The 13,387-nt window shown below is 48.5% G+C and carries 13 protein-coding genes and 1 tRNA gene; 7 read left to right on the forward strand and 7 right to left on the reverse strand.

Annotated features, from left to right (window positions below; genetic code table 11):
- Nucleotides 1-23 precede the first annotated feature (23 nt).
- Nucleotides 24-956: a 50S ribosomal protein L3 N(5)-glutamine methyltransferase gene (gene prmB, locus OGY13_RS19315; protein WP_003028173.1), complete on the reverse strand. Its 933-nt coding sequence runs from the start codon at nt 954-956 to the stop codon at nt 24-26.
- A 166-nt stretch (nt 957-1,122) separates the two neighbouring features.
- On the opposite strand from prmB, the gene smrB reads away from it, so the two are divergent.
- On the forward strand, nt 1,123-1,674 hold the full coding sequence (smrB, locus tag OGY13_RS19320; protein ID WP_003839296.1) for an endonuclease SmrB: 552 nt from the start codon (nt 1,123-1,125) through the stop codon (nt 1,672-1,674).
- An 80-nt stretch (nt 1,675-1,754) separates the two neighbouring features.
- On the opposite strand, the gene sixA is transcribed toward smrB, so the two are convergent.
- From sixA to OGY13_RS19340, 4 genes are all read right to left on the reverse strand, one after another.
- Complete coding sequence (gene sixA, locus OGY13_RS19325) at nt 1,755-2,240, reverse strand: phosphohistidine phosphatase SixA (protein ID WP_003028179.1); 486 nt, start codon at nt 2,238-2,240, stop codon at nt 1,755-1,757.
- Nucleotides 2,241-2,448: 208 nt separating this feature from the next.
- A complete protein-coding gene (gene fadJ / locus OGY13_RS19330) occupies nt 2,449-4,596 on the reverse strand; it encodes a fatty acid oxidation complex subunit alpha FadJ (protein ID WP_213752553.1) in 2,148 nt (715 codons plus the stop codon).
- Nucleotides 4,596-5,906 (reverse strand): acetyl-CoA C-acyltransferase FadI, encoded by a 1,311-nt coding sequence (gene fadI / locus OGY13_RS19335; protein ID WP_213752552.1) that lies wholly within the window; start codon nt 5,904-5,906, stop codon nt 4,596-4,598. The genes fadJ and fadI overlap by 1 nt, the downstream gene beginning before the upstream one ends.
- Before the next feature lie 177 nt (nt 5,907-6,083).
- Nucleotides 6,084-6,368: a YfcZ/YiiS family protein gene (locus tag OGY13_RS19340; protein WP_003834838.1), complete on the reverse strand. Its 285-nt coding sequence runs from the start codon at nt 6,366-6,368 to the stop codon at nt 6,084-6,086.
- A 371-nt stretch (nt 6,369-6,739) separates the two neighbouring features.
- Here OGY13_RS19340 and fadL point away from each other — a divergent pair, with 371 nt between their 5' ends.
- On the forward strand, nt 6,740-8,071 hold the full coding sequence (fadL, locus tag OGY13_RS19345) for a long-chain fatty acid transporter FadL (RefSeq protein WP_048215843.1): 1,332 nt from the start codon (nt 6,740-6,742) through the stop codon (nt 8,069-8,071).
- A gap of 59 nt (nt 8,072-8,130) precedes the next feature.
- On the opposite strand, the gene mlaA is transcribed toward fadL, so the two are convergent.
- On the reverse strand, nt 8,131-8,886 hold the full coding sequence (mlaA, locus tag OGY13_RS19350; protein WP_003028190.1) for a phospholipid-binding lipoprotein MlaA: 756 nt from the start codon (nt 8,884-8,886) through the stop codon (nt 8,131-8,133).
- Between the two features lie 288 nt (nt 8,887-9,174).
- Here mlaA and OGY13_RS19355 point away from each other — a divergent pair, with 288 nt between their 5' ends.
- From OGY13_RS19355 to OGY13_RS19375, 5 genes are all read left to right on the forward strand, one after another.
- Complete coding sequence (locus OGY13_RS19355; RefSeq protein WP_048224768.1) at nt 9,175-10,116, forward strand: formate/nitrite transporter family protein; 942 nt, start codon at nt 9,175-9,177, stop codon at nt 10,114-10,116.
- A gap of 75 nt (nt 10,117-10,191) precedes the next feature.
- Nucleotides 10,192-10,263, forward strand: a tRNA-Arg gene (locus tag OGY13_RS19360).
- Between the two features lie 187 nt (nt 10,264-10,450).
- Nucleotides 10,451-11,722: a tyrosine-type recombinase/integrase gene (locus tag OGY13_RS19365; RefSeq protein WP_023203545.1), complete on the forward strand. Its 1,272-nt coding sequence runs from the start codon at nt 10,451-10,453 to the stop codon at nt 11,720-11,722.
- Nucleotides 11,723-11,796: 74 nt separating this feature from the next.
- Nucleotides 11,797-12,771, forward strand: coding sequence for a hypothetical protein (locus tag OGY13_RS19370; protein WP_024235423.1), 975 nt, complete (start codon nt 11,797-11,799; stop codon nt 12,769-12,771).
- 107 nt (nt 12,772-12,878) lie between these two features.
- Nucleotides 12,879-13,088, forward strand: a complete 210-nt coding sequence (locus tag OGY13_RS19375; protein WP_023203543.1) for a helix-turn-helix transcriptional regulator — start codon at nt 12,879-12,881, stop codon at nt 13,086-13,088.
- A gap of 51 nt (nt 13,089-13,139) precedes the next feature.
- On the opposite strand, the gene OGY13_RS19380 is transcribed toward OGY13_RS19375, so the two are convergent.
- Nucleotides 13,140-13,319 (reverse strand): YlcI/YnfO family protein, encoded by a 180-nt coding sequence (locus tag OGY13_RS19380; protein WP_024235422.1) that lies wholly within the window; start codon nt 13,317-13,319, stop codon nt 13,140-13,142.
- Nucleotides 13,320-13,387: the final 68 nt, after the last annotated feature.

Consider the following 13,387-nt stretch of genomic DNA (forward strand, 5'->3'; position numbering starts at 1 on the left):
GTGTTGTGTATGTGCGCGTGTAATTAGTCTTTATAAATGCTGAAGTGCTCGCGAGCAGCAACTAACTGCTCTTTGGTCAGCATGAATACGCCGTCACCGCCGTTGTCGAACTCAAGCCAGGTGAACGGTACATCCGGATATTGCTCTATCAGATGTACCATGCTGTTTCCGACTTCACAAATCAGAATACCGTTATCTGACAGGTAGTCCGGGGCGTTCCCCAGAATGCGGCGGGTCAGTTTCAGCCCATCGCTGCCGGACGCCAGACCCAGCTCAGGTTCGTGGCGATATTCGTTTGGCAGATCGGACATATCTTCCGCATCGACATACGGCGGGTTGGTCACAATCAGGTCATACTGGACTTTCAGCAGATCGCGGAACAGATCGGAGCGGATCGGCGTTACGTGATGGATCAGGCCGTGCTCTTCAATGTTGTGTTCGGTCACCGCCAGCGCGTCAGTGGAAATATCCACCGCATCGACTTCGGCTTCCGGGAAAGCATACGCGCAGGCAATGGCAATACAGCCGCTGCCAGTACACATATCGAGGATATGCTGCGGTTGCTCATTAATAAGGCCCGCAAAGCGGTTATTGATAAGCTCGCCAATCGGTGAACGTGGAACCAGCACGCGTTCATCAACATAAAATTCATGCCCGCAGAACCAGGCTTTGTTGGTCAGATAAGCAACCGGAATGCGCTCGTTGACGCGGCGAATCACGCGTTCAACAATACGATGACGCTCGCTGGAGGTCAGACGCGCGGTACGCATATCTTCTGGAATATCCAACGGCAAATAAAGTGACGGCAGCACCAGTTGTACGGCCTCGTCCCATGGGTTATCCGTGCCATGGCCATACCAGATGTTCGCCGCGCTAAAACGGCTGACCGCCCAACGCAACATGTCCTGAATGGTATGCAGTTCACTCACTGCTTCATCGACGAAAATTTTATCCACGTATTCCTCCAGGGCATGCTCGTATTAATTTCGGCGGCTAGTTTGCCACGAAGACGGCGATAAATCAGCATTCACACGGGGCCTGAACGCGAAAATTGCGTTTTAAGCGATCGGATGCCCGCCGAGTCGGGTTAAACTAACGGAAAATAAAAGTTGAGACTCTCGAATGAAAAAGAAAACATCGCTCAGCGAGGAGGATCAGACGCTGTTTCGCCAGCTGATGACCGGCACGCGTAAAATTAAACAGGACACCATCGTTCACCGACCTCCACGTAAAAAAATTGCCGAGGTTCCGGTTAAAAGACTGCTACAGGAGCAGGCTGATGCCAGCCACTATTTCTCGGATGAGTTTCAGCCGCTGCTGAATACGGACGGCCCGGTAAGATACCTGCGCGCCGACGTCAGCCATTTCGAACTGAAGAAAATGCGCCGTGGCGATTACTCTCCGGAGCTATTTCTCGATCTGCATGGGCTGACCCAGCAACAGGCCAAACAAGAGTTAGGCGCGCTGATTGCCGCCTGTCGTCGCGAACATGTGTTTTGTGCCTGCGTGATGCATGGCCACGGAAAGCATATTCTTAAGCAGCAAACGCCGCTCTGGCTGGCGCAGCATCCGCACGTGATGGCGTTTCATCAGGCGCCGAAAGAGTACGGTGGTGACGCCGCGCTGCTGGTGCTGATCGAAGTGGAAGAGTGGCTACCGCCTGAACTTCCGTGATGCAGAAAAACAGAAAGAGCCGCATTTGCGGCTCTTTGATTTTTCGGATGACGGCTGCACCTTATCCGATTCCAGACTTTTTAAATCGCTTTTGCCATTTTCAGGTTACACGGGCTCATCTGCCAGTTAAAAGTCCCCTTCCCGCTCTCATCAAGCGTAACGCTGGCAATCGCTGATGTGGTAAACATCGGCGGTGTTTCGCCCGGGCAAAGCTCAGACACCAGATATCCCACTAAAGGCAAGTGAGAGATAACCAGTGCCGTGGCGATACCTTCATTGGCCAGAGCCTGTAAATAGGCGCTGACCAGACCGACATCGCCGCAGGGAGTCAGCTCCGGCAAAACATCAACACCGGTTGGCAGGTTCATACACTCCCCCACCACATCCAGCGTTTGTTCGGCTCGTAGGAACGGGCTCACCAGAACACGTTCGATATCCACTTTTTGACCTTTCAGCCAGTTCGCCATCAGGCGAGATTCGTCACAACCACAGGAGGTTAAGGGACGAACCGAATCACTGGCGGCATCGAGGGCCGCGTCGCCGTGACGCATGATAAAAACTTGCATATTGCACCGCTTTTGTTAACCAGAATCACCACTACCTTTATTCACAGCCCCTATTGGCTGTGGTAACGATATGGTGGCCGGCATTGTGCCTTATCCATTCACCGAATGAAACGCTGTTTTTTACCTCAACGGCGTAAGTATAGTCAATCTCTGTTTACATTTTGAGCGCGACCCATACATTCAGTGCGGATTCATCCTACCTTTGACCTCATGAATTCAGGTCAGTTTCCCCAATATTCCAGAATCTTTCACTGCGTTCCGCCATCTGCAATAACTGCTCACACGGTGTAAACCGCGAGCCGTACTGCGTGGTCAGCCGTTGCAGAACCGCAACCACTTCACCCGCGCCGAGAGAATCCATATACCTGAACGGGCCGCCGAGGAATGGCGGAAAACCAATACCAAATACAGCGCCGATGTCGCCATCACGTGCGCTGCGGACTATCTTCTCGTCGAAACAACGGGCTGCTTCATTGAGCATTAACATAACGCACCGCTCTGCTATCTGCGCAGCGGTAAGTCGGCCCTGACCCTGGACGCCAATAAGCGTATAAATTGCAGGGTCGACCTGTTTTTTGCTTTTACGCCCTTTCGCACCATAAAGATAGAAACCCCGACCATTTTTTCTACCTTTGCGATCGTCATTCAAAATTGAAGCAACAACATTTGCAGGCGCGCTAAAACGTTCTCCATATGCAGCCTCAAGCACTGGTATAATTTTAGTGCCCGTATCAATTCCGACCTCATCCAAAAGTTGGATTGGCCCAACTGGAAAACCAAACTTAACCAGCGCGGCGTCTATGGTTTCGACCCGCTCGCCTTCGGTCAACATACGAATCGCTTCGTTAATATAAGGCGCTAAAATGCGGTTAACGTAAAAGCCGGCCTTATCTCTCACCACTATCGGCGTTTTGCCCTGTTTTTTCGCTAACTTAACGGTAGTTGCAATTGTCTGCTCAGAGGTCGTGGCATGCGGGATCACTTCGACCAACGGCATTTTTTCCACCGGACTAAAAAAGTGTAAACCAATCACTTGTTCGGGCCTTGCAGCGTTCGCAGCAATATCGCCAATGGGCAAAGATGAGGTGTTAGAAGCAAAAATGGTATGAGGTGCGCAATTTTGCTCAACTTCTGCCACCATCCGTTGTTTTAGCGACAGATCTTCAAACACGGCCTCAATAATTAGATCGCGATGCGCAAAGCCACGGTAGTCGATTGATCCCGAAATCAGCGCCAGCTGTTTATCGCGTTCGCTGGCTTTGATATGACGGCGGCGAACCTTCGTTTCAAGCTGATCCCAGCTGTACTTCAGCGCGTGGTTGATTCCCTTAGCGTTTATATCTTTGATGCGCACAGGCAAGCCGCCTTTACAGGCCGTCACGTAGGCAATACCGCCGCCCATCAGACCGCCGCCCAAAATACCTACGCTGTTTAGCGGGCCAGGTTTCGCATCACTTCCGGGATCTTTTTTCACATCGGTGTTGGCAAAAAAGATGTGCCGTAGCGCCTGAGACTGGGATGTCATCGCTAGTTCACCAAACGCACGTGCCTCAGCGTCGTAACCGCTACTGCTGCCTTGCGCTAGCCCGGTTTCGATGACCTCAAGGATACGTTCTGTTGCAGGGTAGTTACCTTGCGTTTTTTGCACCGTCTTTTTACTGGCCATGCGGAACAACAGCGCCCGCCCCAGCGGGCCCGCCAACACTCGCTCTCTCACGGGCAGTGTTCGATGCGCAGAACTGTCCTTTTTAGCCAGTTCAACGGCTGCTTCCAGCAAAATGGAATGCGGTACAACTTCATCCACTAAACCAACTTTCAGCGCCTGTTTTGCGCGTAATTGTTTTCCGGTGAGGATCATATCCAGTGCGGTACTGACGCCAATCAGGCGCGGCAGCCGCTGCGTACCACCGGAGCCGGGCAACAAGCCAAGCTGTACTTCCGGTAAACCCAGTACGGTTTTAACATCATCGGTACAAATACGGTTGTGGCACGCCAGCGCCATCTCCAGGCCACCGCCGAGGCATGCGCCATGAATCGCGGCGATAACCGGGATCGGCAAGGCATTGATTTCAGCCATCATCTGCTGCCCCTGACGGGCCAACGTTTCGGCTTCCTGCGCGCTGCGACAGCTACCAATCATGTTGATATCCGCCCCGGCAATGAAGTTATCGGGTTTAGCCGAAATAAACACCACGCCGCGCAATGCTTTGTTATCGCGGATTTGTTTCAGAATGGCCCGTACCTGAGAAGCAAACTCCGCTTTCAGGGTGTTCATTTTCTCTCCGGGCACATCAATGGTGACAACAGCAACGTTATCCAGACGTACGTTTAGTGTAAAAGCCGATGCCATTTCCATTATTCCGCCTCCAGAACCATGGCTGCACCCAAACCACCAGCTGCACAGGCGGTCACTAAACCAAAACCACCGCCACGACGTCGTAACTCATGGAGGGTTTGGGTAATCATGCGCGCACCAGTGGCGGCGAAGGGGTGTCCATAGGCAATCGATCCACCCAGCACGTTAAATTTACTGTCATCAACTTCGCCAGTGGCATGTGCTCTGCCCAGCACGTCGCGGGTAAAACGTTCGCTACCCAGCAACTGAATATTCGCCAGCGTTTGAGCGGCAAAGGCTTCATGCATATCGATTAGGGTTAAATCTGCCATGGTCAGACCCGCTCTCTCCAGGGCAAGCGGCGTTGACCACGCAGGTCCCAGCAGCATGTCCTGCCAGACATCGATGGCGGTAAAAGCAAAACTACGCAGGTATCCCAGCGGCACCAGCCCCAACTCTTTCGCACGCGACTCCGTCATCATGATCACGGCGGCTGCACCGTCCGTCAGCGGGGTACTGTTTGCTGCGGTGACAGTGCCGTGCTTGCGGTCAAACGCCGGACGTAGTTTGGCGTAATCGGCCAGCGTAGAGTTACCGCGAATATTGTTATCTTCTGAAAAAGGATCTTTAAACGGTGGCGCGTAGGTAGTCATTACCTCATCTGCCAGCTTTCCTTCAGCCCACGCCTGAGCGGCACGCTGATGAGAGCGGTGCGCCAGAGCGTCCTGCTGTTCTCGGGTAATACCATAGGTTTTGGCCATTTGCTCAGCCGTATCCCCCATACGCAAACCGGTGGAATACTCAGCGACGGCTGGCGGCACAGGCATCAGGTCACGTAAACGCAGTCGGGAAAAGAGTTTAAGGCGTTGACCGGTAGTCCGGGCCTTATTGACATCCACCAGCACCCGCGCCAGCTTTTTACTAACGCCAATAGGCAAGACTGACGAGGAGTCCGCACCACCCGCAATTCCCGCACGAATAGACCCCGCCATCAGGCTTTCCGCGACATTCGCCACTGCCTGAAAACTGGTCGCGCAGGCTCGGCTTACGCTATAGGCATCCGTATGCACATTCATGCTGGTTCCCAGCACGATTTCACGAGCAATATTTGGCGCTTCAGGCATTTGCACCACCTGACCAAAAACCAGTTGCTCAATCACATCAGCAGGTATTTCGCTGCGCGCCAGCAGCTCACCGACGACCATTTTTCCTAAATCAACGGCGGGAATGCCATGAAACGCGGTAGCCTGACGAGCAAATGGCGTACGCAACCCACTTACAATGGCAATACGGTCGCCCTGGCGGGTAACCAGCGGTAAAGCCTGACTCATAACACTCCCCTGTAAAAAAATAAAATAAGTGGTCTGACCTGATCATAGTCTTAACCAATTTTTTACATTTAGCCAAGCGGAGAGAAAAGAAAGTGGGAGCTAAGACACAGTGAATAATCACTGACAGTTACGAAAAAGCCCTTGCTATCTGATAGCAAGGGCTTTTGCAGAGGGGGATTAACGCAGGCCCAGCTGGAAGATCAGCGTTTCAGCTTCACAGGCAAAAACAAAGTCGATATCCAGACGCACACCTTCTGACTCTTCAGTAAAGGTCGAGGTGATTTGGCAAGGCTCAGATTCCACGCCACGCGCCTTTTCGGTCAGAGCAGCCAGCGTTTCTTCTGCCTCTGCGCGGTTCGCGAACACACGGCTGTAGGACGCGGTGCAATCGGAGTTGTCCATGATGGTGCCAACATCCATACAGCAGCAAACCGGGGTTTCATCAGCACTGCATTTACTCATTGTAGATTTCCTCTGTATTCGCACCTGAGGTGCCAGATAAACGATAGGGATATTTTACGCTCCCATTATTCGCCTCTCCAGTCGTTAATTGTATGAAATGCGATAAGTGACCGAAATCACACTTAAAAATGATCTAAAACAAAAATCGCCCAAACAGGTGAGTGCGCCCCCCCGCAATTTTGCCAGCTGGATCGCGTTTCTCTGATCAAATTTGAAAATATTTATAAACATACTTGCAACATTCCAGCTGGTCCGACCTATACTCACGCCACTGGTCTGATTTCTAAGTCGTACCTCAGACCCTACACTTCGCGCTCCTGTTACGGCATGTAACATTGTTTGTATAAAAATAAATCTATGAGGTTATGGTCATGAGCCAGAAAACCCTGTTTACAAAGTCTGCTCTCGCAGTCGCAGTGGCAATTATCTCCACACAGGCCTGGTCTGCAGGCTTTCAGTTAAACGAATTTTCTTCCTCTGGCCTTGGCCGGGCATATTCGGGTGAAGGCGCAATTGCAGATGATGCAGGTAACGCCAGTCGTAACCCGGCATTGATTATGATGTTCGATCGCCCTACTTTTTCAGCAGGTGCAATTTTCGTTGACCCAGATGTAGATATTTCCGGTCGCTCGCGTATTGGCAATGACGCCAGCCAGGATAATATCGCCCCAACAGCCTGGATACCGAACGTGCATTTTGTTGCTCCAATTAACGATCAGTTTGGTTGGGGGGCCTCCGTCACCTCTAACTACGGCCTGGCTACGGAGTTTAACAATGATTACACAGCTGGTTCGATGGGCGGGAAAACCGATCTGGAAACGCTCAATCTAAACCTGAGCGGTGCTTATCGCCTGAACAATCATTTTAGCTTCGGTCTCGGTTTAAACGCCGTCTATGCAAAAGCGAAGCTTGAACGCTATGCTGGCGATTTACCACAGCAGATCGTTGCAGGCTCCGGGGGCAGAATTCCTCCATCACTGGCCGCGCAATATCCGGCAGATACACAGATTGCGCGCCTGAAAGGTGACGAGTGGGGCTTCGGTTGGAATGCTGGCCTTCTTTATGAAGTAGATAAAGATAACCGCTACGGTTTCACCTACCGTTCTGAAGTAAAAATTGACTTCAACGGTGATTACCGCAGCAATCTGCCATCAATGGACCGTATTCCTGCGCAGTTGCGTCCGGTGTTCGCGAGCCTGCCAGCAGGAACCAACGGCAGTACGATCGATGGTTCACTTGATCTGAATCTGCCAGAAATGTGGGAGTTTTCAGGCTATAACCGCGTTGCACCACAGTGGGCGGTTCACTACAGCATGGCTTATACCAGCTGGAGTCAGTTCCAGGAGCTGAAAGCAAAAGGCAACAACGGCCAAACCTTGTTCTATAAAGAAGAAGGCTTCAAAGACTCCTATCGCATCGCACTCGGTACTACCTATTACTATGATGATACCTGGACGTTCCGTACCGGTATCGCCTTTGATGATAGCCCGGTTCCGGCAAACCGTCGTTCCATCTCTATTCCGGATCAGGACCGCTTCTGGCTGAGCGCGGGTACAACCTACGCCTTTAATAAGGATGCATCGTTGGATGTTGGTATCTCTTATATGCACGGTCAGAAAGTGAAATTCGAAGAAGGCCCATACTCCTTTGAATCTGAAGGGAAAGCCTGGTTGTACGGTATGAACTTGAACTACGCATTCTGATTTTCTTCAGACGTAAAAAAGGTGAGCTTTTTAGCTCACCTTTTTATTTGCCCAATTCCTTACTCAGAATCGATCTCTTTTAAATCATCCTGAATATCTTTCGCGTTCGGGTTTTCTTCTGGTTTGAGTTTCCCGCCGTTCGCAATAAAGTCATGACGCTGGAAGTAAGCTTCACGCACCATGATGTAAGGATCGGAAGACTGACGCAGCAGACCGTCAGAGTCGAGCAATTGCGCGCGAGTTTCAATCCCTTCAACCGTCCATTTGCCTATCGACAACGGCCAGGTCAGCCAGGACAGTACCGGATACAGTGTATCGACCATATCACCACCGTCATCACGCAGCGTGAAACTACCGTAGAACGGAAGCTGCATATACGGCCCGTAACCAACATCATAGTGGCCTAACGTACTGCCAAAGCGGTGTGGTTCAACGCGCTGCAACTTCGGATTAGCCATACCTGCCACATCGATAAAGCCGCCCATACCTAACAGGGTATTCAGGAAGAAACGGGTAAAGTGCACCATCCCCTGATAAGGATCGCCTTGCAGGAAATAGTTGACCATGACGGCCGGCTCTTCAAGGTTCCCCGTAAAGTTGCTTAAACCATTACGCGCCGGCTGCGGAACATAGTCACGCCAGGCAACAGCTACGGGTCTAACAACGTATGGATCTAAAACATTAAAGTTGAAGTTGTACATGGTGCGGTTGAACCCTTCAAATGGGTCCGAACGCCCCTGCTGTTCAGTACCGGAGCTCGCACACCCCACCAAAAGTGTGGTTCCCAGCGCAAGCGCCGACAGGCGAAGCTTCATAAGTGTCTCCCTGTGTTTTATGGCTATCGCTGATTGCCATCCATGACGGAACGATGACGTATCCGCCTGTTTAGATGTGAGCGATTGTAACAGCACGTCAAATGATGTCTATATACCCTGTCTTACTGATTTGATCATAGCCTGGTAATGCGCACTCCGCGGCGGTTCTATTCTAACTAACCCGATAAAAACAAACGTTACTATTTTTGCTATCTCAGACTTTCTCCCGCTGATTTTCAGACAAAAGCCGCTACGCTTTAGCAATACGTGCTTATTCAGGATTCGGCCATGAATGACATCAAGAAAGATAAGATCGATCGACACAGCGACGAACTCGAGGTGGAAAGCGATGAAAAGCTAACAGGGAAAAAGATAGAGCTTGATGAGGACAGACTCCCCTCCCGCGCCATGGCAATCCATGAACATATTCGCCAGGATGGGGAGAAAGAGATGGAGCGTGATGCGATGGCGCTACTGTGGTCAGCAATCGCAGCAGGACTGTCGATGGGCGCCTCGCTACTGGCAAAAGGGATTTTTCACGTACAGCTGGAAGGCGTGCCAGGGGGATTTTTACTCGAGAACCTCGGTTATACCTTCGGCTTTATTATTGTCATTATGGCCCGCCAGCAACTCTTTACCGAAAATACCGTCACCGCTGTACTGCCGGTGATGCAAAACCCTACCCTCGGCAATTTTGGCCTGTTGATGCGCCTGTGGAGCGTGGTTCTGCTGGGTAATATTATTGGCACCGGGGTTGCCGCATGGGCCTTTGAACATATGCCGATTTTTGATGAAGAGACCCGCGATGCTTTTGTCAAAATCGGCATGGATGTGATGAAAAACACTCCTGTGGAGATGTTTTCCAACGCCATCATTTCTGGCTGGTTAATTGCCACCATGGTGTGGATGTTTCCCGCCGCCGGAGCGGCAAAAATTGTGGTCATTATTCTGATGACCTGGCTGATTGCCCTCGGTGATACCACACATATCGTCGTCGGCTCGGTGGAAATTCTCTATTTGGTCTTTAATGGCACGCTGCACTGGAGTGATTTTTTCTGGCCCTTTGCGCTACCAACGCTCGCCGGGAATATCTGTGGCGGAACGTTTATTTTCGCGCTAATGAGCCATGCGCAGATCCGCAATGATATGAGCAACAAACGCAAGGAAGAAGCCAGGTTGCAAGCAAAGCGTGATGAGCAAAAGCAGAAAAACCAGAAAAAACAGGCCTGAATGGTGACTGTTTGAGCAGTCGGGCGGCCTGAGACTTACCGTTGTGAGTAAAAAACGCTATACTCGTGCCGCTTCGTCCCCTTAGTTAAATGGATATAACGAGCCCCTCCTAAGGGCTAGTTGCAGGTTCGATTCCTGCAGGGGACAATACCTTTTCATTTCATCACGTTTCAACACACTTCACCTCCCCCCTTAAAACCAGCAAAATCAGGGCCTGTCGCCTTGAACATGGTTTCAGTTGATTTCATGACATTACATGATTCTGATGGTATCGTTGATGGTACTCACGGTTCGATAAACCGATACCATCAACTGACAACAAAGATTACTCTCCATGGCACTAAATGAGCTATCACCCAAGAAAGTTGAAAACGCTAAACCCAAAGAAACAGACTACAAACTGACGGATGGGGGAAGCCTGTATCTTTTAGTTAAAAAGAACGGGACCAAGGCATGGCGAATGAACTACAGATTTAACGGCAAACAAGCTACGCTGGCTTTGGGCGTTTTCCCAGACGTTTCGCTGGCACTTGCCCGTAAGCGTAGAGATGAAGCAAGGCAACTTTTAGCCGACGGTGTTGATCCCAGAGTATCTAAAAAAGCAGCGCCAACAGAACCCGCCTCTGCTACATTCCAGACAATCGCTTTAGAGTGGCATAAAGGCTCTATAGGCCATCCCTCATGGAAAGAGATTACCCGCACTAAAATTTTAAGAGAAATGGAAAATCATATTTTCCCATATATCGGAAATAAACCCATCGACTCATTAAAAACAAGTGACCTGTTGCCATTATTGGTGAGGATGAGTGATCAGGGAATTGGAGCAACAACAGGAAGAGTGAAAACTACTCTTGCAAGCGTTTTCCGGTACGCTATTCAGCGTGGAATTGTTGAATACAATCCTACCCATGATCTAAGAGGAGCAATTTCCAGCCCCAAAATAAAGCATCGCCCTGCACTTCCGTTAGAACGATTACCCGAATTAATATCAAAAATTGATAGCTATACAGGGAGGCCGTTAACTAAGCTGGCAGTATTATTTTCTCTTCATACTTTTGTTCGCTCCAGTGAACTGAGACACGCAAGATGGGAGGAAATTAATTTTGAAAATGCAATGTGGACTATTCCTGCTCAAAGAAAAAGAATTGATGGGGTAAAATATTCAGAGCGTGGGGCAAAAATGGGCAGTATTCATTATGTTCCATTATCTAATGAAGCTATTGATGTTCTCGAAGCTATTAAAAAAATAAGTGGTGAGTATGAACTTATTTTCCCCGGAGATAGTAACCCTTACAAACCAATGAGTGAGAACACAGTTAATAAGTCATTAAGAATTATGGGGTACGACACGCAGGTGGACATTTGCCTTCATGGATTTAGGGCAATGGCGTGCTCAGCCCTGACAGAATCAGGCTTATGGTCGAGGGATGCAGTAGAACGGCAAATGAGCCATCAAGAACGAAATGAAGTGCGAGCCGCTTATGTACACTTAGCTCAGCATATGCATGAACGTCGTCGGATGATGCAATGGTGGTCTAATTATATTGAAGCTAACACTGATAGATATATTGCCCCCTATAAAATGAAAAAACTACGCGTTGTTTGAAAATAAGAAAATGGCTAATAGTAGTAAAGTCTGCTATTCGCCCCATTTTACCATATGTGCATACAGGTGACGTGATGAGCGATAATACACGATTAAATGTTTGGGAAAGGAATAGTATTCCTGTAATGGAATTTTGCTCCCTAAAACGAGCTGCTGAACTACTTAATTGCCAAATTGATGACCTTATCCATTTTGCTCAAATTGGAATTATCGAATTTTGCTTAGAATTAAATGGTTTCGAAGCTGCGCTAATGATGATGCGTAAAGGTGGAGATTTTAAAGATTGGGAAAACATGTACCCACCCAGAGTATTAAACTATAGTAATAAATCTGCATTAAGCCATTTCATACCAAAAGCAAAATTCGATATTGATTATACAGAAGATAAGCCATTTTCACCTCCAAAACAAATATACCATTTAGAAAACAAACCAAATATAAAAAGCCCATTAATCTTACTTTCTGGATTGTGGTCTATATGTGTCATCAGCCCAACATCTTCATTATACAAAGAACTAAAGGTATATGGTAAAGCAAGGCTATTAGCACATGATATTTCTTTTAAAGAAGCTAATATGCCATTCACTAATGCTGCATTTGGCAGTGATGAGTGGGTAATATTAGCAATGTCCCCTTTCGAAGGCTTATCATCAATAGAGGGATTAGTATCTCCATCTAATAAAAATATTATTGGAAATATAACACTGGATGATATCTATTTAACAAGATACCAAATAGAAAAATTAGATAACGGTGTTGGCAAAGAGCTACCCAGCTATGTGAATGGTGGTGTATCCAGCATCGAAAGCATCCGAAGAGTGCATGGTAATGTTGAAGCATCAGCAACAAAAAGAGAGGCAGTGTACAAAGCAGCTATTTATTGGTTACTAAATGACCCAGCATCTTGCAATGGAAAACGAGGAAAACTGACTATTGACGCGTGGGCAGATAAAATCGTGGCAGAAAGAAACAATCCAAAAACAAAGGTTGAACTTGGAAAAGATAAGATAAAAGAATGTCTTAGCTCATCTAAAGCAGGAAGATTTTAAGTGGTAATATTTTATACCATCATAAAAACAAAATAGTGGCACTGATAATTTAGCCCTAACCTTGCCATCATCTGCCGTGTTCATTACATAACACGGCAGGTAATTTCATGACATTAAAAACTTACCCTATCACCGGGCATGCCCGCCCACGGGCTACTGCTGACTTTTTGCAAGTAAGCACAGTTACTCTCTGGCGCTGGGAAAAAAACAATCCTGAATTTCCAAAATCCACACGTATTTCAAAACGGGTAACTGTTTACGATGCACAAGAAATTAGACAGTGGGTAAAAGCTCAATCCTCAGATGCTGATAAATAATATGACGACCTTAGAAAAATGGGAAAGAAGAAAATCTTCCCCATGTATTTATCAGTTCTTTGGTTCGGAACCACGACTTTGTAGCTCTTTGCGGATAATGCGTTTGATCCAAGCAGCCAGTGATTCATCACCATCCTGCTGCTGTGCTTCTTCCATTAACTCACGCAATTCAGGGTCAAGTCTGAACTGGAATGGTGGATTACCACGTCTTTCGTTCTTGTGTGTTGACACGTCAATTACACCTATTGTAATGTGCTTATGTGTAATGACACATTACACACAAGGAATCAAAATAGCAA

It is taken from the genome of Citrobacter sp. Cpo045 (assembly GCF_030332875.1).
GTDB classification, from domain to species: Bacteria; Pseudomonadota; Gammaproteobacteria; order Enterobacterales; family Enterobacteriaceae; genus Citrobacter; species Citrobacter portucalensis.